The organism is Corynebacterium pseudopelargi (assembly GCF_003814005.1).
Classification (GTDB): Bacteria; Actinomycetota; Actinomycetes; order Mycobacteriales; family Mycobacteriaceae; genus Corynebacterium; species Corynebacterium pseudopelargi.
The window spans coordinates 1,504,642-1,524,740 of the sequence record NZ_CP033898.1 but is presented as its reverse complement, the minus strand read 5'-3'; the positions used below and the strand labels follow the sequence as shown (position 1 = coordinate 1,524,740).

The window sequence follows — 20,099 nt, the reverse complement described above, 5'->3', positions numbered from 1 at the left end:
TTTTCTTATGCGAACTTTGGCCGCAGCTCGTGGGTGCGTTGCACCTCTGATCTTTCGGTGCTGCGCACCCTAAATTGGCTGCAGACCCCTTCAAAGAACACCCTCGATGCCATAGCCACTTGGCCGCCATCGGCAAATACTTCAACGGTAGGGCCATCAACGACGATGGTGATGGCATCGGTGTCGTCTTCGTGTAATTCTGCCTCAGCCACCGGATCGCCCTGGTGGATCTTATTCATCGATCGATCAAGTGCGAGATGGTCGCCTCGGTGGGTGATCACTGCGGCCACATCGCCTTGAGAATCCACCAACTCCACCGATACGGATTCCCCGGTGGGCACATCCAGCACCGCTGTCCACAGCGCTGCGCGGTCGCTTAATTCCACGGCCTCCCACAGCCCTGCTGGTGGGGTTTGGTAGAGGCGACGGTTTTGCAGCGTGGCTTCTCGGGGCAGTGCAAGGCAGTTGGCCCAGCCATCTTCGATGTAGGTGCGGTGGCGCTGCGGGTGATCGTTGCGGCCGCGGCCATTCATAAACCCAAACAAGGTGGTGCTGTTATAGCGCTCGCCCATGCGCTCACCTACCGCCGATGGCACCGAGGTGATCCTGGGGCGGGTGAAATCATGGCCGAAATCGATGCGCTGGAAGGGGCTGAAAGCCTCAAAGGTAGTGCGCTCAAGTTTGCCCACAAGGTAGCCAGAGATATCGATGCCCTGGCGTTCGATGGTGAGCACGAGGACGTCGTAAAGCTGCCCATCAACCTGATCTTTCAGGCGAATCAATCGAGGAGCAACCAGCCGCTCACCTTCTAAGCCGGTATTGCCTGCCAAGGTCAGCGGGCCGCGAACCTTCCAATCAAGGCCATCTTCGGAGTCCAGCAACACAAGCTCAGGGGCATCCATGCTGCCGCTTACTGCAAGCATCAGCCACCCGGATTGCTCATCGCCTTCTAAGAAAGCAGCGCGCACGCTGGGGGAGCGGAAATTATAAAACCCATCGCGATCATCTAAGACCACACCGCGGTGCTGCACATTTTGATCCACCGCAGAGCCTTCGTCGCTGACAAACTCCGTGGTGGCTTCCAAATCCTCAATACTTGCCACATGCACCTGATCGCCTACGGGGCTTACCGAGGTGTAATACAACAGCGTGGTAACGCCCGCCTGCACCACCGAACCCGCGCGCACCTTGATTTCCTCACCTTGGGGTGCGAGCACATCATCACAGATCTCCCAGTTCAGCGGGGAGCCTTCTGCAATTTGGTGCGACCACCGCGCACCTGCGTCCGGGGTGGGCCTGAACTGGGTAAAGATATGCCAGTGGGTGCCGTCGAACAGCGCTCCGGCGGGAGCATCAAGGATGCCAATCTCTGGGGTGACGTGGAGTTCGGGACGATAAGCCATGATCTGTAGCCTCTTTTTAAGATTTCACTTCGGTGTCGTGGATTTGTTGGTCAAGGTCTTCCGGGGCCAAGCTGGCCTCAGAAAACTCTTGGGTAAGGGGCAAACGCAGTTCTAGGTCGGTGCCGGGGCACACCTCGATCGTGCCCTCACTGAGGGTGAAGTCGAGTACATGCCCGCCCTTGCTGCGGGCATCATCTACAAAGTGCACATGGCAGCCGGGCACGCCAATGCCCTTTTCATACACCGGGGTGCGAAAACCACCGACGATGCCATGCACATCGTGGAATTCCAGCTCCTTATCGTCCATCGTTGCCTCGGTCATCGGGCGATAGGGACGTTGCTGTTTGCTTACCGTGCGCACCTTCACTTCCTGGAAGTGGCCACTGATGCGCACCGCGTACATGAAGTTTTCACTGGGTAAATGCGAGGTGATGAACTCGCTTAATTCGCTGCGTCGAAGATTGCGGGGTGCATCGAGTCGCAGGCGCGGCACAAAATTCGTGGCGATGGCAAAGGGGCTGAGCTGATCCAGGGTGGCGGTTTGTGCCGAGCCATCACCGCGGAGTTGGTAGCACACCCCGTCGATGATCATCATCTCGCCATCTAGGGCATTGAAGGTGCCAATGCCGAAGTTGCCGTGGCCTAAAAGCTCGCCGATGCTGAGCTCGCCGTCGTAGATGCCGTCAAGGAGGGCAGTCATTAACGAGCTTTGAAAAATCGTATGGCGCGAAATCCTGAGCGGATGGTTGTCACTCATGCCGCCCGAGGATAGTCGCGCCAGATAAATCTTGCAGTCACACTGCAGCCCAAGGCCTACATCACGGACTTATATACCTCGATGGTTTGTTCCGCGATATTTGCCCAAGAGAAGGTATCGACGGCACGCTCACGTCCGGCAATGCCGAAGGCCTCAGCACGTTTGCGATCGGCCACCATGGCATTGACGGCCTGGGCAAGATCGCGCTCGAAGGTGGTGGCATCCTCGGCATCGTAATGCACCAGGGTGCCAGTCTTGCCATCGGCTACAACCTCGGGAATACCTCCCACATCAGAGGCCACTACGGCAGTAGCACAGGCCATGGCCTCGAGGTTGACAATGCCCAGTGGCTCATAAATCGAAGGGCACACAAAGGCATCCGAGGCGGTCAAGATTTCTTGGATCTTTTCTTTTGGCAGCATCTCTTGGACCCACACGATGCCATCGCGTTCTGCCTGCAATTGATGCACCAACTCGCTGGTGCGCTTGGCAATCTCCGGGGTATCGGGTGCGCCTGCGCACAACACGAGCTGCACGCCTTCATCAAAGTGCCGTGCGGCCTTGACCAGGTGCTCCACGCCCTTTTGGCGGGTAATGCGCCCAACAAAGCTCACAATCGGCTGATCCTGGCGCACACCTAGCTCGCGCAAGACGGAATCTTCGGCATCATCAAAGGTGGGACGCGGTTGCCACAGTTGGGTGTCAATGCCGTTGAGCACGACCTTCACGCGGTCTTCATCAATACGCGGGTAGGCCTTGAGAATCGCCTCTTTCATCTTTGCCGATACCGCAATCACCGCATCGGCGTATTCCATGGTGTTTTTCTCAGACCAAGAAGAAATGTCATAGCCGCCACCGAGCTGCTCGCGCTTCCACGGGCGATCGGGCTCCAGGGAGTGAGCGGTGGCCACATGCGGGATGCCATGGAGCAAACCGCCCACGTGGCCGCCAAGACCTGCGTACCAGGTGTGGGAGTGGGCCACTTCGGCATCGCCTAGGCCCTCGGCCATTCTTAAGCCGGTGGAAAGGGTTTTGACGGCCGGGTTGGCATCTTTGAGTGCTTCGTCGACGCCGTAGACGTACACGTCTTGTTCATCGCGAGGCCCGCCCATGCAGTGCACATCGACGTGGGCGAGTTTGCGCATATAGCGGGTGAGTTCGGTGACGTGCACACCGGCACCGCCATAGATCTCGGGTGGATATTCCTTGGTGAGCATTGCAACCTTCATAGTTAGCAAGCCTAAACGGGTTATGCCGATTGTGGGGCGTCCTGTCTATGGTTTAAGTCGCAATTTATCGTTTCTTTAGCAGGAATTACTTTTAGCGCCTAAATTGGGGAACGTGAAGAGCCAACCAAACGTCCTAGCAATCGTGCTTGCCGGTGGCGAAGGCAAGCGCCTATTTCCCTTGACCGAAGACCGCGCGAAGCCCGCCGTGCCTTTTGGCGGCGTGTATCGCCTCATTGATTTCGTGCTGTCAAATATGGTGAATGCCGGTTATATGAAGATCTGTGTGCTGACGCAGTACAAGTCGCACTCACTGGATCGCCATATCTCTCAATCCTGGCAGTTCACCGGGCCTACCAGCCAATACATTGCCTCTGTGCCTGCCCAGCAGCGCCTGGGTAAGCGCTGGTATCAGGGTTCTGCGGATGCAATTTTGCAGTCCTTGAACCTGATCTACGACGAAAAGCCCGACTATGTGATCGTCTTTGGTGCCGATCACGTCTACCGCATGGACCCATCGCAGATGGTAGAAGACCACATTGCCTCGGGTAAGTCTGTCACTGTGGCCGGTATCCGAGTGCCGCGTTCTGAGGCATCTGCGTTTGGTTGTATCCAGGCAAATGATGACAACAACATCACCGAATTCCTAGAAAAGCCGGCAGATCCGCCCGGTACTCCCGATGACCCAGAGATGACCTATGCCTCGATGGGCAACTACGTCTTTAGCACCGACGCACTGATCAAGGCGCTCAAAGACGATGAATCCAATCCCGATTCCACCCACGATATGGGCGGCGACATCATCCCGTATTTCGTAGAAAAGGGTGAGGCGAATGTCTACGACTTCAACAAAAACGTGGTGCCCGGTTCCACCGAGCGTGACCGTGCCTACTGGCGCGATGTAGGTACCATCGACGCCTTCTATGAGGCACACATGGACCTGATCTCTGTGCACCCCATTTTCAACCTCTACAACCGCAAGTGGCCGATCCGCTCCACCGATACTGACGAACTGCCCCCGGCAAAGTTCATTCAAGGTGGTATTGCCCAAAGCTCCATGGTGGGCCAGGGCTCGATCATCTCTGCGGCAACGGTGCGTAACTCCGTGCTCTCCACCGATGTGGTGGTAGAAGAAGGTGCCACCGTGGAAGGCTCCGTGCTCATGCCCGGTGTGCGCATTGGTAAGGGCGCTGTGGTCCGCCACGCCATCTTGGATAAAAACGTGGTGATCTCCGATGGCACCCTCATCGGTGTGGAACCCGAGCGAGATGCTCAGCGCTTTGCCGTAAGCCCCGGTGGCGTTGTGGTGGTGGGTAAAAACCAGGTGGTAGAACACCAATAGTTCAGCCCCTGCTCACACCGCAACAAGGCTCCAGCGCGATTCGCGCTGGAGCCTTGTGTTGTGCTCAAAGAGTCGTTGCTAATCGCGGCACTTGCTAATCATGGTCAGGCCCGCACCAAGGGGAAGCCTGGCTACCACAACGCCTTCGAGGCCAAGGATGTGCTGATCGGCTTCGCGCGCCCCGAGGGTATCGCGGTCGATCCTGCTTGAGTCGCTGATGGTGCCGTCGAGGAGGGCGTCGGCAAGCAGCAAGACGCCGCCATCGCTGAGCAGTGGCAACGCGGCATCCACCAAGGCCGAAAGATCCATGGGGGAGACTTCGGCAAAAATGACCTGGTAGCTGTTGTTGGCAAGGCGCCCAAGCACCTCTAGTGGGCGAGAAGGCAAGAAGCGAACGCGCTGGCTGGGATAGCCTGCGCTGCGGAAGGTGGCCTTTGCCCGTTGCTGGTGCTCGGGTTCTGGGTCGATGCAGGTCAGCACCGCCTTGTCGCTGGCGCCTGCGAGCATGTATAGGCCTGCAACATCGGCAGCCGGGGTGATGGCAACCAGGCCGTGGGCGCCGGTGGTTACAGCAAGGGTTTGCAGGAGCTGACCCGTCATGGCGTCGGGGGTGTTAAGCCCAACTTCCTTGGCTTCGGCGATGGCGTGGTCGAGCGCCTCGGAGCTGCGGTTAGTAGATTCGATGTACTCGCGGAGCATGGCATTCACAGTTGGGAATTCTAGGTGTTCAACGAGGTGTTGTGGGGTAGACCTGCGCGAGAGGCCAAAGGTTAGGCACGCAAGTGATTGTTGGGAAAATTGTGACGCCACTTTGGCGTTTATCCACTACTGCAAGCCTTTTGGCGCCACGGCGGTGGATTGGGTCGGGGCGGCAGGAGTGGTGGAATGGTGGGTACATTTCACAATTTTGGGTACAAAATATAACGCTTGCACAACGATTCTGAGATTCACAGGGAAAATGCAGTTTCTTGGTTGGTTTTCTCTAGACAACTCCGGCACAATCTTGCACATGCGAGCAACCCGAAACGACTCGGCAGCCATCATTGACTCCTGGGATGTTGAACACAACGAGGCGGAAACGCTCAGTGGTACAGCAGCCTTTGATGCCGGTGAAGGTGCCATGCCAACCTGGGCAGAGTTAGTAGCAGAACACGCCGATAGCGTGTATCGCCTCGCCTTTCGCCTTTCGGGTAACCAGCAAGACGCAGAAGACCTCACCCAAGAAACCTTCATGCGAGTATTCCGCTCGCTGAAGAACTACCAGCCAGGCACCTTCGAAGGCTGGCTGCACCGCATTACCACCAACCTGTTTTTGGATATGGTTCGCCACCGCGCTCGTATCCGCATGGAGGCGCTGCCGGAAGATTATGAGCGCGTCCCCGGCACCGAGATGACCCCGGAACAAGCCTTTAGCGTGGCTAACCTCGACCCGGTGCTCCAGCAGGCACTCGACGAGCTCGGCCCGGATTTCCGCGTGGCAGTCGTGCTGTGTGATGTGGTGGGTTTGAGCTACGAAGAAATCGCCGCCACCTTGGGCGTGAAAATGGGCACGGTGCGTTCGCGCATTCACCGCGGGCGCTCCCAGTTGCGTGCCTCGCTAGAGCGCGCGGCAGAAGAAAACGAAGAAGCCCAACTGCTTATCCCCGCAAGCTAACTCCACCTTTAACGCCTCCTGGCTGCGCTTTTGCTGCGCGTTTGCAATGCCAGGCGGGTTTTGTGTCCGGTGTTTTCGCCATCACGGGCAGCTTGCCTTCATCATCGCTACGATGGGTGCCACATGGTGCATAAGGTTGCACACCGCGTGTGAAATACGTGGCCGCTGAGATCGAAGGTGTAAGGAGGAAACCCCGGTGGCGTTTTTAGAACACACTCCCAATAGCAAGCGCTTTTCCTCCACCGATCACCCAAGCCCCGAAGCCGTCGCGGCGTTTGTCGATGAAGAACTCAGTTCTGTGGCCAAACACCGCGTGCATGTGCACCTGGTGCATTGCCAGGAATGTCGCGCAGAAGTTGAGCGCCAAAGGCTCGCCTCGCAGCGGCTTCGAAGTTGCAAACAAGATAACGTGCAAGCACCTGCCCGGCTTTTAGATCGCCTGCAGTCTATCGCCACGAGCTGCCCCGAAGGCCCAGGTGCCGAGGAATTGATCCAGGAGCGCTTATCGCTTCGGGCTAAGTTTGAACACGCCAGCAAGAAGCTGAAATATTTGCGCCAAGAACATCGCGATCACTAGCGCCCGAGCAATCACTAGCACCCTGGCAAGGCGGGTGCTTCTGACCCAAACCGCGGGACTTGCTACAAAAAAGGTGTTGCTAGACCCCAGGGCAGCACGATGGCACGAAGGGAAGTACAGTAGTTGCTGTGTTTTCCAACATTGGTTGGGGAGAGATTCTCTTTCTCCTGGTACTCGGACTCATCATTGTCGGCCCAGAGCGTCTGCCTGGGCTGATCGAGGACGTCAAGGCCGCGATCTACGCAGCCCGCAAGGCCATCAACAATGCGAAAGCCGAACTCAACGGCGAATTTGGCCAAGAATTCCAGGAACTGCAAAAGCCCATTGGGCAGATCACCAAATTACGCAGCATGGGGCCCAAAGGCGCTATTGCCAGGGTGCTTTTCGACGAAGACGAGTCCTTCATGGATAGCTTTGATCCAAAAAAGATCATGTCGGAACCCACCGTGGGGCAGGCCTATCGCCAGCAGCAGCACAATAATCAGGCAGCCAATGAGCAGGCTGCACCAGCACCCCAACAGCAGCAACAGCAGCAGAGCCAGCCACAAGAGCAATCGCCCCAGCCTCCGGTGCAAAAACCGACGTTTAGCTGGGACGATATTACCTAAGCGCTGCCACTTTTTTACTTGCGGCTAACACCTAAGTTTAGGGATTTACCCGCAAGCGATTCTTTTCGCACCTGCAAGCTATCCGCAATGGCCTGGATGGCCTGTGCGGTGGGGCTATCGGGCTGGGAGAGCACAATCGGGGTGCCCGAATCGCCGCCCTCGCGAAGCTGCGGATCCAGCGGCACGCTGCCTAGCAGGGGCACCTCGGTGCCGGTGAGGCGCTGGAGGCGCTCGCTGAGCATCTGGCCGCCGCCTGAGCCAAAGACTTCCATGAGCGAGCCATCGGGCATCACCATAGCCGCCATATTCTCAATCACGCCGGCAACCTTTTGCTGCGTTTGCATGCTGATCGAGCCCGCGCGCTCTGCTACCTCCGCGGCAGCCGCCTGCGGGGTGGTCACCACCAGCAACTCGGCATTGGGCACTAGTTGGGCGACAGAGATGGCGATATCGCCAGTGCCCGGTGGCAAGTCGAGGAGCAGGATATCTAGCTCGCCCCAGAACACATCACCGAGGAACTGCTGGATGGCGCGGTGCAGCATCGGCCCGCGCCACACCACGGGGGCGTTGCCTTCTACGAAGTGAGCAATAGAAATCAGCTTCACCCCATGGGCCTGCGGGGGCATGATCATATCGTCTACCGCATGCGGGCGATCTTCAGAGCCGAGCATGCCGGGTACCGAGTGGCCATAGATATCGGCGTCTAGCACACCAACAGAAAGCCCCTTGGCGGCCAGTGCTGCAGCAAGGTTGACCGTCATGGAGGATTTACCCACGCCACCTTTGCCCGATGCCACCGCAAAAACGCGGGTGGTGGAGTCAGGCTGTGCGAAGGGGATCACGGGCTCATCTACGCCGCCGCGAAGTTGCTGGCGCAGTTGCTTGCGCTGCTCATCGCTCATCACATCGGTGGTGACTTCCACAGAGCCCACGCCTTCCACTGCAGCGATGGCCTCGCGGGAATCATTGACCAGCGTGGATTTCATGGGGCAGCCGGCGATGGTCAAATAGATCACCGCATGCACATGGTCGCCATCGATCTCGATGGACTTCACCATCCCGAGCTCGGTCAGGGGTTTGCCGATCTCGGGATCTTCAACGGTTGCTAGTGCTGCGCGGATATCAGCTTCGCTCAAAGAGGTACTCATTAATGTTCTTCTTATTTAGTGATCGTGTTTGTGATCTTCGGCCAAGTCGCCCTGGATGGGGTCGGAAAGATCTTCGTGGCCAGTTTCGTTCAAGGTGTGCATCAAGGCAATGCGGGCAGCGGCTTCGTCGTCAAGCTTGGCCTCAAGGCGCTCGAGCATGTTTTGCACATCTTCTAGCTCGTGGCGCAGATAATCGCGGGTGACAAGCTCGCCAATAGCCAAGCGCAAACCTGCAAGCTCACGGGTGGTGAACTCAGTATCTGCCTTGGTTTCGAAGGCACGCCTGCGATCCTCATTCAGTGAGATGCGGTCGCGGTCTTCTTGGCGGTTTTGAGCCAACAAGATCAGCGGCGCGGCGTAGGCGGCCTGCGTAGAAAAGGCGAGGTTGAGCAAGATGAAGGGGTAGGGGTCCCACTGGAAGGCGAACACACCCATGTTCAAGATGATCCACAAGACCACAAAAACGGTCTGCCACATCAAATAGGAGCCGGTGCCGAAAAAGCGTGCCACCTTCTCGGCATAAGCACCCACGGCATCGTCGTCAATTTTGAAGGGATTGCGACGCTGCTTTAGGTAGGGAGTGTCCAGGTCGGAGCGGTTGAACTCTGCCATGGCTTAGACCTCCTTGATTGCGTTTGTGCTTGTCTCAGGCCTGATGCCGGCGTCACGCCAGTTTTCTGGCAAGAGGTGGTCGATCAAGTCATCCACCGCCACCGCACCAAGCAGGTGATCGTCTTCGTCGATCACCGGGCCGCACACCAGGTTATAGGTGGCGAAGTAGCGCGCCGCAGTCTCCTGGGAATCATCGGCATACAGCGGCGGAAGATCAGGATCGAGAATGCCAGAAATCAGCTCACTCGGAGGCTCACGCAACAGCTTTTGCAGGTGCACGCAGCCTAAGTACTTGCCCGTTGGGGTGGCTGTGGGCGGGCGCACCACAAACACCATGCTGGCAAGCGAACTTGGCAGATCAGGATTGCGCGCATGGGCTAATGCCTCTGCCACCGTGGTTTGTGGGGGCAGAATTAAAGGCTCGGGAGTCATCAGCGCACCCACGGTATCGGGGCTAAAGCTCATCAAGCGACGCACCGGGGCTGATTCTTCTGGATCCATCAGTTCCAGCAGCACATCGGCTTTATCATCGGGCAGCTCACCGAGGAGGTCGGCTGCGTCGTCGGGGTCCATCTCTTCGAGCACGTCGGCAGCGCGCTCAATATCGAGTGTTTCTAACAGCTCTGCCTGGCGTTCCTCGGAAAGCTCCTGGAGGACGTCTGCAAGCAATTCATCATCCAGCTCACCGGCAACTTGGAGGCGCTGGCGTTCGGGGAGCTCATAGAGGGTGCTGGCAACGTCGGCCGGGCGCATCTCCTTGAAATCCGAGATCATCTCGGCGGTGGCATACTCTGCTTCAGTTCCTGCAGGGGCAATGCCGTGCACATAATTCCAAGGAATGGTGTGCAGCTCAGGGCGGCGACCAAACTTCGGGCGGTTACTAATGCCGGCCACCCTAGCGATCACCCAATCGCGGGAGCGGGTGCGTTCTAATTCAACGTCAGCGACCTCCACAGCCTTGCCGTGGAGCTGATCAAGTTCGGGATCATCGACGTGGACGCGAGAACCGATAATGTCGGAAAGCACCGACATCTCACCGGTGCGGGCCTTAAAGGCGCGAAGCGAGACTGAACCAGACACTAGGGTGATTTCTTGGGGTTCAATCGCGGCGATGCGCAGCATGGGTAAGAAGATGCGACGTTTATTCATCATCTCTACTACCAGCCCCATCACCCGAGACACCTGGCCTACAGGGCGGACGTTGACAATCACATCGCGCACCCTGCCAATCGCGTCGGTGTCTGGGCCACGGACCACCATGCCGGCCAAACGTCCGGCGTACACACGCGTCACTTCACTCATAAAAACACAGTCTACGTGCTTGACAGAGCCATGCCGAAGTAAGCCTCAAGCAGCCAAGGCAGGCGGCTAACAGCACCAAAGATTGGGCAGCGGTAGCCCGGCCACGCAGAAGCTCCCAGCCGCGGGGTGTTCCTTTCCGCGTTGCACTTGCTCAGCCATCCATGCCACCCGAGGCCACTGCTTATTGCCCGGGCCTTCAGGCTGTTAGAAGGGAACTTCTTGCACGCCAGCGGCGTTGGGGTAGTAGAGACATACAAGCAAGCACCCCACAGACAAGTTAAGGAATATCTGCACTATGACCCTGCCGCAGCAACAGCGAGGCTTCCAACGCGATCCTCAGCGCCCCGAAGGCTGGCCAGTTGGCTCTTTTGAAACCTACGCCGAGGCCCAAGAGGCAGTAGATATGCTTTCGGATCGCAATTTCGCGGTAGAAGAACTCACCATCGTTGGTGTGGATTTGATGCAGGTAGAAAAGGTCATTGGCAAGTTGAGCTGGGGCAGGGTGCTCCTTAGTGGCGCGGCCTCTGGTGCTTGGCTCGGCCTCTTTTTCGGCCTGCTGCTTGGATTGATGAGCACCGATTGGCTCTCTGCGATCTTTACCGGCATTTTCATGGGCATCATCTTCGGCCTGGTGCTCACCGCGGTGCCGTATGCCGCAAGCCGCGGCAAGCGCGATTTTGCAAGCTCCACGCAGATTGTTGCCGGGCGCTACGACGTATTGTGCAGCCCCGCCAAGGCCCCAGAAGCCCGCGACCGCATCGCGGAATTCCTGCGTAGCGGTGGCCGCAAGCACCACGCTGGCACCACCGAACATCAGCGCCGCGCACGCCCGGAGTCCGAGCAGGGCTAGGGCCACGACGGCGGTAGGTGGCCACACTGCCGCTAGACTAAAACAGCGCAAAAGTTTTTCTAACCCAAGGGAGGCGCTGTTGCCCAAGGTGCACTTCAACACTCGATCACTCGGTGGCGCATCTGCAGCGCTGCTTGTTGCCAGCCCTGTGCTTATTGCCTGTAGCTCCCAGGAACCCAGCGCCGTAGAGCCAGATACTGCCACGAGGCAGATTCGTGTGGGCATTGATCACAGCAATCCCACCCAGGCGATGCTGGCTGAGCTGTATGCCCAGGCCTTAAACCGCAAAGGCCGCGCCACGGAGTTGGTGGCATTGGATCGAGCAGGCGAGGGCAGCGTGGGCAAGCCTTGGGATCTGGTATCCCAATCGCGCCTTGATCTGGTGGCCGCGTGCACCGGTTCGGTGCTGCTTGCCCAGGATTCGCCGCTTGCTCATGAGTTATCTGATGATCTCGCGGCGGCGAAGAAGCAAGACTTTTCGCCCGCAGTGCAGCAGGAGTGGCGCGATACCACCTATGAGGCCATGGTGGGCACGCTTGCTGGCGATGTTGATGCAGCAGATCCTTCTCGCGCGAGCGCTTGTGCAGCCGAGGATTCTTTGGATCTGCCAAAAAGCATTGTGCCGGTCTATAGGGCCGATGTGATTAGCAGGCAGCAGCGAGTGGGGTTGAATTGGGTTTCCGGGGCGCTTGACGACGCCACCTTGTCCTCACTGGTAACCCAAGCCAATAAGGGTGACCGCGGTGAGGTTGCCGCGGGCTTTCTTGATGAGGTGGGGCTGCACTAAAGCAACCACAAAGGCAAGCAAAAAGGCGGCGGGCATAAAGCCCGCCGCCTTCTTTTAGTGCTGGTGCTTAGTCTGCAAAGGCTTCGTCGAGAAGCTGTTGCTGCTCAAGCTGGTGCACCTTGGACAAACCGGTGGCAGTCGATGCCTGTGCGCGGCGAGAGATGCGTTTCATCGGCAGCATGTCCGGAATGAGGTTCGGCAGGTGCTCGTTGAGGAAGGGCCATGGGCCTTGGTTGGCTGGCTCATCCTGGCAGAAGCGGATCTCTTCGGCGTTGGGGTAGGAATCGAAGGCATCCTTCAAGCGGTTGAAGGGGATCGGGTGCAGCATCTCGATGCGCACGATCGCGACATCATCGCGCTTATCCTTCTGTGCCCGCTTAGCCAGCTCGTAGTAAAGCTTGCCGGATACCAGCATGATCTTCTTGACCTTGTCTACATCGCCTACGACATTGCCGTCGCGGTCGACGAAGCGAGGATCGTTGATCACCGACTGGAACTTCTTCACCTTAGTAAAGTCCTCCACCGACGAGGTGGCGGCCTTCATGCGCAGCATCGACTTCGGGGTAAAGACCACCAGTGGGCGCTTGAGATTGCCAAGCGCGTGACGACGCAGCAGGTGGAAGTAGTTTGCAGGGGTGGTTGGCTGAGCCACGGTCATGGTGCCTTCGGCGCAAAGCTGCAGGTAACGCTCGATGCGCGCGGAGGAGTGGTCGGGGCCTTGGCCCTCGTAGCCATGGGGCAGCAGCAGGATCACCGAGGAGGTCTGACCCCACTTGGCTTCACCGGAAGAAACATACTCATCGATGATGGTCTGTGCACCGTTGGCGAAGTCGCCGAACTGTGCTTCCCAAGCCACCACGGCCTCCGGGTTGCCCACGGAGTAGCCGTACTCGAAGCCCATGCCTGCGTACTCGGTCAGTGCAGAGTTGTACACCAGCAACTTGCCTTCGCCCTTAGACTGGGCAAGCTCGTTGAGTCCATTGAACTCCGCGCCGGTTTGCGGGTCGTAGACCACGGCGTGACGCTGGGTGAAGGTACCACGGCGGGAATCCTCGCCGGCCAGGCGCACGAGGCGACCGGAGTTTGCCAGTGAGGAGAAGGCGATCAATTCGCCCCAACCCCAGTCGATGCCGCCTTCCTTGACAGCTTCGAGGCGCTTCTTGGCTACCGGTGCCACACGCGGGTGGAAGTTGAAGTCTTCTGGTGCCGAGGCATAAGCCTGACCAATTTCCACCAGCTCTTCGCGGGTGATGTTGGTTTCCAGGCCGTGCGGCAGCTCCTGAGAAGAGGTGATGCCCTCTTGGGCTTCAAAGCTCTTCTTTTCGGCTTCCTTGACCTCGTTGAATACCGACTCCATCTGATCGTGGAAGTCCTGGGCGACGCGCTCAGCATCTTCCTTGCTCAGCTCGCCACGACCAAGCAGGTCATCGTTGTACTGCTCACGCACGGTCTTGCGGCCGTCGATCTGCTCGTACATCAAAGGCTGGGTCATCGAAGGATCATCGGCCTCGTTGTGGCCACGACGACGATAGGAGATCAGGTCGATAAAGACGTCCTTGCCAAAGCGGCGACGGTACTCGGTAGCCAGACGGCCAACCCACACCACTGCCTCGGGATCGTCACCGTTGACGTGGAAGACGGGGCAACCGAAGGTCTTAGCAAAGTCGGTGGCGTAGTGGCTGGAACGACCAGAATCAGGGGTGGTGGTAAAGCCGATCTGGTTATTCACCACGATGTGCACGGTGCCGCCAACGGTATAACCGCGAAGCTGTGCCAAGTTGATGGTCTCTGGAACGATGCCAAGGCCAGCGAAGGCAGCATCGCCGTGCAGCAGCAGCGGCATGACGGTGAAGCCATTATCGCCCTTGTCCAAGATGTCTTGCTTGGCGCGAGCAATACCTTCCATGACCGGGTTCACGGCCTCGAGGTGCGAGGGGTTCGCGGTAAGCGAGACCTTGATCTCGCCGTCGCCGAACATCTGCAGGTGGGTGCCTTCTGCACCGAGGTGGTACTTCACGTCGCCAGAACCACCGGCAGCCTTGGCCTCAATGTGGCCTTCGAACTCGGTGAAGATGGTGGCCAGCGGCTTGCCCACGATGTTGAACAGCACATTCAAACGACCACGGTGAGGCATACCGATCACAACTTCGTCCAGGCCTTGGCCTGCGGCGGTGTCGATGGCGGAATCCATCAGCGGGATCAAAGATTCTGCACCCTCAAGCGAGAAGCGCTTTTGGCCCACGTACTTGGTTTGCAGGAAGTTCTCAAAAGCCTCGGCGGCATTGAGCTGCTGCAGAATGTACTTTTGCTCAGCCTGGGTGGGCTTGGGCATACCTGCCTCGAGGCGATCCTGCAGCCAGGTGCGCTCGTCGCGGTCGAGGATGTGCATGTACTCGGAGCCCACCTTGAGGGTGTAGGCGGCACGCAGGCGAGAAAGTACCTCTCGCAGCGTCATGGTTTCCTTGCCGCCGAAACCGCCCACGTTGAAGGTGCGGTCGAGATCCCACAGGGTCAGGCCGTGGGTGCCGATTTCCAAGTCGCCGTGATCTGGCACCGGCATGCCGGGCTGCTGCCACTTCAGCGGGTTGGTATCAGCAATGAGGTGACCACGGGAGCGGTATGCCTCGATGAGCTGCATAACACGGGTGTTCTTATCCACACCGGTGTTGGGCACATCCTGAGCCCAGCGCATCGGGGAGTAGGGGATCTCCAGCGATTCGAAGAGCTCATCCCAGAAGGCATCGTCGATAAATAGCTGGCTCATGGTGCGCAGGAACTCGCCCGACTCAGCACCCTGAATGATGCGGTGATCATAGGTGGAGGTGATGGTGACGAGCTTGCCCACACCAAGCTGTGCCAAACGGTCGGTGGAAGCACCAGCGAATTCTGCCGGGTAATCCATCGAACCAACACCAATGATGGCGCCCTGGCCCTTGGTCAAACGCGGCACGGAGTGGCGGGTGCCAATGCCACCGGGGTTGGTCAGCGAAATGGTGACACCGGAGAAGTCGTCCATGGTGAGCTTGCCCTTGCGCGAGCGAGCCACGATGTCTTCGTACTTCTCTACGAACTCGGTAAACGACAGCGTCTCGCACTGCTTAATAGCAGCCACCACAAGCGCACGGGAACCATCTTTTTGCACCAGGTCGATAGCCAGGCCGAGGTTGATGTGCTCCGGGGTGTTGACGGTGGGCTTGCCATCTTCTACGGAGTAGTTGGCGTTCATCACCGGGTGAGCCATCACTGCCTTGACCATGGCGTAGCCGATGATGTGGGTGAAAGACACCTTGCCACCATGGGTACGCTGCAGGTGCTCGTTGATGATGGCGCGGTTTTCAAACATCAACTTCACTGGCATATCGCGCACGGAGGTCGCGGTGGGGATCTCCAGCGACTCGTCCATGTTCTTTGCGATGGCCTTAAATACGCCCTTCAAAGCGCTGGAGCCTGCCTCTGGCAGCTCACCTGCGCGATCAAGCGGAGAAGCCTTGCGTTTTGCTGCCTTCTCGGAGGAGCGACGCTCTTCTTCTTTGGCTGCGCGGGTATTGAGGTCCGCGTTTTGGGCTACTTCTTCCAGCTTCTTTGGCTGGGTGAGGTTGGCCTTTTCTTCGCTTGCCTTCGGGGCGTCGGCATTGGCCATGGTCGTGGCCTGCGAGGTTGCGGACTTCGGTGCACCCTGAGTCTCAAAAAGCTTGCGCCACTCCGCGTCAACGGAGTTGGGATCCTTTTGGAACTGCTGGTACATCTCGTCTACCAGCCACTGGTTCTGGCCGAACGTACTAGCGCTGCTCACGGCAGATGCTCGCCTCATTTCTTTGTGAGTTTTCTAACGTCTAATCACACTGTAATAGCACTTTGCTTACTACAGGCTAGCGGTTTTTTGTGTTGAGGTCAGAAACTTGCCCAACAAGTTGTTTTCCAGGGGTTTGAGGGGTTGTGCGCTGTGGCTATGCCTGTTCATTTTGCGCACGCTGATCACCCCACATGCCCGCATAGATACCCCCGAAAGATAGGAGCTGCTCATGTGTGCCGTCTTCAACGATGCGGCCACGGTCCATCACAATGATGCGATCGGCACGTTCTGCAGTAGCCAAGCGGTGGGCGACAATCACTGAAGTGCGCTGCTGAGTAAGCCGCTGCGAGGCCGACAAAATCGTGGCCTCGCTGGCAGGATCTAAGGTCGCCGTGGCCTCGTCAAGCAGCAGCATGTGAGGTGCGCACATTTCTGCGCGCGCAAGGGCAATAAGTTGGCGCTGGCCAGAAGAAAGCCCTCGGCCGCGTTCTCCCACCTTTGCCTCAAAGCCGCCGGGGATGGCAGCAATGGCGTTAAGTGCGCCTACTCTGCGTGCTGCATCGGTGATGGCGTCTTTGCTTGCCCCCGGCATGCCATAGGCGATGTTTTCTCCCACGGTGGTGGCAAATAGGTGTGCTTCTTGGGGCACAAAGCCAATGCCTTGGCGCCACGGGTGGAGCTGGAATTGGCGGATATCCGTGGCTCCTGCGCGCACCGCACCTTCGGTGGGGTCGTAGAAGCGCTCAATGAGCTTCACCAGCGTGGACTTTCCAGCACCCGTAGGCCCTACAACTGCAATGGTGCTGCCGGCGTTGATGTGGAGGTCGAGATCCTTGCTTACCTTCGGGCCTTGATCGCTATAGGCAAAATCAACGTGATCGAAGTGGATATCGCGCTGGTGTGCATCTGCTGGATGTTCGGTGCCGTGATCTGGCACCTTGACCTTGGTGGCAAGCAGGGCGGAAATGCGACGGAAACCAACCTGGGCCTGCTGGTAGGCATCGAAGACCTGGGAGAGGTGCTGGATGGGTTGGTAGAGCCGGTCGAGGTAGAGCAAGAATGCGACGAGCACACCTGCGGGCAAATTGCCGGATGCCACCATGCCTGCACCCACAAACAACACTCCTGCCTGCGCGATCTCGCTTAAGGCATTGATGCCGGGGAAGTACAAGGCCACAGCCATTTGTGTGCGAATCCTGGTGCGCCTGTAGGCATCAGCCTTGTGCGCAAAGCTTGCAAGGGTATCAGCTTCGATCCTGTGCAGTTGCGCGGTGCGAAGCCCGGCCATGGATTCCTGGAAGAGGGCATTGACTTGGCTAATTTCTTCGCGGGCGCGGGTATATAACGTAGAAGAGATGCGGCGGAAGACCACCGTGGCAATCACGATGATGGGCACGCCGAGCAACGCGATCAGCGCGAGGGTGGGGCTGGTAATGCCAAGCAGCACCAGGATGCCGATAATCGTGCTCAGGGCGACCACAGAGGCTGCGAGCCCTGTTTGTAGGAAGGTGTTGAGCGCCTCAATGTCGGTGGTCATGCGCGTCATGATCGTGCCCGACATCGTGGTTTCGAAGTAGTTCATGGAAAGCCGCTGAAGATGCGAATAGGAACGCACGCGCAACTCATACAGCAGGCGCTCGCCAGTGCGTGCTGTGAGCACCGTGGTGGCGATATCTGCAAGCCAGGCGATGAACACCACCGCCAAACCGATGAAGGTAATTTTCCAGAGCACCCCAGCGTCTTGGTGGTTCACGCCGCGATCGATGGCAGAACGAACCAGGGTGGGGATGGCAAGCCCTGCTGCCACTCCGACCACGTAGAGGCCAATGACGAAGAGCACCAACCAGCGCACCGAGGCAAACAGTTGGTGTGCGCTCATCTTCGGCAGCGGTTCACGCAGATGAGGCCCGGCATTTGGTGGGGTTTCCGTTGCCGCTGGAAGGGCATCGACTCTGGCAAGTAGTGCTGGGGTGGCAGGCATTGCTGCAGCAGCGCCGCCACCGTGGCCACGGCCACCCCTGCCGCCGGCTGCGGGATTGGCGCCGGCTTGTTGGGAGGCTGCGCGGGTGGTGGCTCGAGAGATGCTCAGACGTGCATCTTGGTGCTCCACTTTGGGCCACAACTGTGAAGTTGGGGGCTCTTCGCCATCGTCGAAGGGCAGGGGGTTGGACTCGTCGACCGGGGCTTGGCAGGCCACGTCCATTAGGTGTGCGAAGCGGGCGTTGCGTCGCATTGCTGCTTCTTCGCCGGTGGCGATCACGCGGCCTTCGTCGACAAGCGAGACCTCATCGGCTAGGGCGAGGGTGGAATGCCTGTGGGCCACGGCGATCACGGTGACGTTGTGCAGCTTTGCTTGCAGGCCTTGGAAAATGGCGCGCTCGGTGCTGGCGTCGATGGCGGAGGTGGCATCATCAAGCAGGAGGATCTTTGGTTGCTCCAATAGGGCGCGGGCGATGGCGATGCGTTGGCGCTGGCCGCCGGATAAGGTGAGGCCACGTTCGCCGATGACCTGGTCAAAGCCGTCTGGAAGATCGAGGATGAAGTCTTCTGCCTGCGCCAGGCGTGCTGCTCGGCGCAGCTCTTCTTCGCTGACCTTTTTGCCCATGGTGATGTTGTGGCGAACCGTATCGGAGTAGAGGAAGGGCTCGTCAAAAACGCAGGTGAGCACCTTGCGGATGTCTTGGCGCGCACAGTCGCGCATATCCACCTCGTGTTCACCGCGCAGCATGATGCGCCCAGCATCGGGAGCATAAAAGGCGCTGAGCAGTTGCATGGCCATGGATTTTCCTGAGCCTGCAGGCCCTACCAGGACCTGGGTGCTTCCCGGTGCAACGTCGAGGGAAAAGCCTTTGAGGATCTGCTGGGAACCTAAAGAAAAGGACACCTCTTGCATGCTGATGCCAAGCGGGCCTTCAGGAATTGGCTTGGCTGGGTTTGGGTCGGGGTGTGCTGGGCGCAGCTCGAGGATGTCGAAGACGCGATCCAGAGAGCTTAAGCCCAATTGGATTTGCACCATCATGCCCGCCAGCATGGATACCACGGCGGTCAAGGAGGTGAGGTAGGCAGAAAAGGCCAAGAAGATACCGATGGTGATGGTGCCTTGCATGGCAAGCCAGCCGCCCACACCAATGCCGATAACCAAGGCTACGGTGGGAAGTTGCTGGACTAAAGGCTTGAAGCGGGCAGTGAGTTTGGCTGCTCGGATCTGCTCGCTATAGACACGCGTGCTGAGCTTTTCAAGCTTTGCTACCTCGCGTTCTTCCTGGGCGAAGGCCTTGACTACTCGGATGCCACTGACCGTTTCTTCAATGTGGGTAGCAAGGTTGGCCACCTGCTGCTGGGCAGACCATGTGGCGGCAAAGAGCGTTTTGCGTGAGCGAAGCGAAAGCCAAATCAGTACAGGGATGATTGGGATGGCGATCAACAACAGCAGTGGGGAGATCCAGGCGATAATGCCGAGGGTGATGAGTACTTTGAGCATGTGCCCTGCCACCAAAGGCAGCATGGCCACCATCGCTTGAACGAGGTTGAGATCTGAAATAGAACGCGAGACCACCTGGCCGGTGCGCAGCTCATCTTGGCGCGGGCCATCAAGGCGCTGGAGCGTGTCCAAAATATCCACGCGAAGCTGGTGCTGGAAGGTATTGGATAACACCCCGGCGATAAAGCGACGGCTGAATTGGAACAGGTAGCGCCCGAGTGCCACAGCCACCAGCAACCACACCACGGTGTGCACATCGGCATCAATGGCGCCGGTAGCGGCATCGACGGCAGAACCGGTAATAAGGGGGATGCTCACATCAAAGGCCGTGACCAAGATGGTGGCGGCAATGGCAATACCGAGCGTGGTGGGTTGCTGGGCAAGTTTGTTCCACAGCATGCGGGCGCGTTGTTTGCCGCTGCGTGTGCTACGCGCATGAGGCCCACCCTTTGGTATGCCCTTCGACATGCCCTTTGGCATGCCCTTCGGTGTACCAGGTGGGGTGCCCTTTGGCGTGCCTCCTGGCTGCGCGGTGGCGTGTGGCTGTTTGTTCACGGAT

15 protein-coding genes are annotated in these 20,099 nt (G+C 58.4%); 6 read left to right on the top strand and 9 right to left on the bottom strand.

From position 1 onward, the window contains the following. Nucleotides 1-5: 5 nt before the first annotated feature. Genes CPPEL_RS07075 through glgA form a run of 3 tightly spaced genes read right to left on the bottom strand, consistent with a single transcriptional unit; the run spans nucleotide 6 to nucleotide 3,389 of the window. Nucleotides 6-1,403, bottom strand: coding sequence for a GH32 C-terminal domain-containing protein (locus CPPEL_RS07075; RefSeq protein WP_123960460.1), 1,398 nt, complete (start codon nucleotides 1,401-1,403; stop codon nucleotides 6-8). 16 nt (nucleotides 1,404-1,419) lie between these two features. Then, complete coding sequence (gene budA / locus CPPEL_RS07070; RefSeq protein WP_123960459.1) at nucleotides 1,420-2,160, bottom strand: acetolactate decarboxylase; 741 nt, start codon at nucleotides 2,158-2,160, stop codon at nucleotides 1,420-1,422. A 56-nt stretch (nucleotides 2,161-2,216) separates the two neighbouring features. Then, the gene (glgA, locus tag CPPEL_RS07065; protein ID WP_123960458.1) at nucleotides 2,217-3,389 is read right to left on the bottom strand and encodes a glycogen synthase; all 1,173 of its coding nucleotides are present in this window, start codon (nucleotides 3,387-3,389) and stop codon (nucleotides 2,217-2,219) included. 103 nt (nucleotides 3,390-3,492) lie between these two features. Between glgA and glgC the strand changes: the two genes are divergently transcribed. Next, nucleotides 3,493-4,728, top strand: coding sequence for a glucose-1-phosphate adenylyltransferase (gene glgC, locus CPPEL_RS07060; RefSeq protein WP_123960457.1), 1,236 nt, complete (start codon nucleotides 3,493-3,495; stop codon nucleotides 4,726-4,728). 78 nt (nucleotides 4,729-4,806) lie between these two features. Here glgC and CPPEL_RS07055 read toward each other — a convergent pair whose 3' ends face one another. Continuing rightward, on the bottom strand, nucleotides 4,807-5,427 hold the full coding sequence (locus CPPEL_RS07055; protein ID WP_123961272.1) for an O-methyltransferase: 621 nt from the start codon (nucleotides 5,425-5,427) through the stop codon (nucleotides 4,807-4,809). A 310-nt stretch (nucleotides 5,428-5,737) separates the two neighbouring features. On the opposite strand from CPPEL_RS07055, the gene sigE reads away from it, so the two are divergent. The 3 genes from sigE to tatB all read left to right on the top strand — a co-directional run bounded on the left by sigE (nucleotide 5,738) and on the right by tatB (nucleotide 7,567). Further along, nucleotides 5,738-6,382, top strand: a complete 645-nt coding sequence (gene sigE / locus CPPEL_RS07050; RefSeq protein WP_123960456.1) for an RNA polymerase sigma factor SigE — start codon at nucleotides 5,738-5,740, stop codon at nucleotides 6,380-6,382. A gap of 196 nt (nucleotides 6,383-6,578) precedes the next feature. Then, nucleotides 6,579-6,959: an anti-sigma factor family protein gene (locus CPPEL_RS07045; protein ID WP_123960455.1), complete on the top strand. Its 381-nt coding sequence runs from the start codon at nucleotides 6,579-6,581 to the stop codon at nucleotides 6,957-6,959. Nucleotides 6,960-7,087: 128 nt separating this feature from the next. Then, nucleotides 7,088-7,567, top strand: a complete 480-nt coding sequence (gene tatB, locus CPPEL_RS07040) for a Sec-independent protein translocase subunit TatB (RefSeq protein WP_123960454.1) — start codon at nucleotides 7,088-7,090, stop codon at nucleotides 7,565-7,567. A 14-nt stretch (nucleotides 7,568-7,581) separates the two neighbouring features. On the opposite strand, the gene CPPEL_RS07035 is transcribed toward tatB, so the two are convergent. From CPPEL_RS07035 to CPPEL_RS07025, 3 genes are read right to left on the bottom strand one after another with little or no spacing between them, the layout of a single operon-like run. Next, nucleotides 7,582-8,715: an Mrp/NBP35 family ATP-binding protein gene (locus CPPEL_RS07035; protein WP_123960453.1), complete on the bottom strand. Its 1,134-nt coding sequence runs from the start codon at nucleotides 8,713-8,715 to the stop codon at nucleotides 7,582-7,584. 15 nt (nucleotides 8,716-8,730) lie between these two features. Beyond that, nucleotides 8,731-9,327, bottom strand: a complete 597-nt coding sequence (locus CPPEL_RS07030; RefSeq protein ID WP_123960452.1) for a DUF1003 domain-containing protein — start codon at nucleotides 9,325-9,327, stop codon at nucleotides 8,731-8,733. A gap of 3 nt (nucleotides 9,328-9,330) precedes the next feature. Next, nucleotides 9,331-10,629: a magnesium transporter MgtE N-terminal domain-containing protein gene (locus tag CPPEL_RS07025; RefSeq protein ID WP_123960451.1), complete on the bottom strand. Its 1,299-nt coding sequence runs from the start codon at nucleotides 10,627-10,629 to the stop codon at nucleotides 9,331-9,333. A 295-nt stretch (nucleotides 10,630-10,924) separates the two neighbouring features. On the opposite strand from CPPEL_RS07025, the gene CPPEL_RS07020 reads away from it, so the two are divergent. Both CPPEL_RS07020 and CPPEL_RS07015 read left to right on the top strand, forming a co-directional pair. Beyond that, nucleotides 10,925-11,479, top strand: a complete 555-nt coding sequence (locus CPPEL_RS07020) for a YflT domain-containing protein (RefSeq protein WP_245990412.1) — start codon at nucleotides 10,925-10,927, stop codon at nucleotides 11,477-11,479. A gap of 88 nt (nucleotides 11,480-11,567) precedes the next feature. Then, nucleotides 11,568-12,266 (top strand): type 2 periplasmic-binding domain-containing protein, encoded by a 699-nt coding sequence (locus CPPEL_RS07015; protein WP_123960450.1) that lies wholly within the window; start codon nucleotides 11,568-11,570, stop codon nucleotides 12,264-12,266. Nucleotides 12,267-12,333: 67 nt separating this feature from the next. On the opposite strand, the gene CPPEL_RS07010 is transcribed toward CPPEL_RS07015, so the two are convergent. Further along, complete coding sequence (locus tag CPPEL_RS07010) at nucleotides 12,334-16,011, bottom strand: multifunctional oxoglutarate decarboxylase/oxoglutarate dehydrogenase thiamine pyrophosphate-binding subunit/dihydrolipoyllysine-residue succinyltransferase subunit (protein ID WP_425453821.1); 3,678 nt, start codon at nucleotides 16,009-16,011, stop codon at nucleotides 12,334-12,336. A gap of 202 nt (nucleotides 16,012-16,213) precedes the next feature. Continuing rightward, nucleotides 16,214-19,939 (bottom strand): ABC transporter ATP-binding protein, encoded by a 3,726-nt coding sequence (locus tag CPPEL_RS07005; RefSeq protein WP_123961271.1) that lies wholly within the window; start codon nucleotides 19,937-19,939, stop codon nucleotides 16,214-16,216. Between the last annotated feature and the right edge of the window lie 160 nt (nucleotides 19,940-20,099).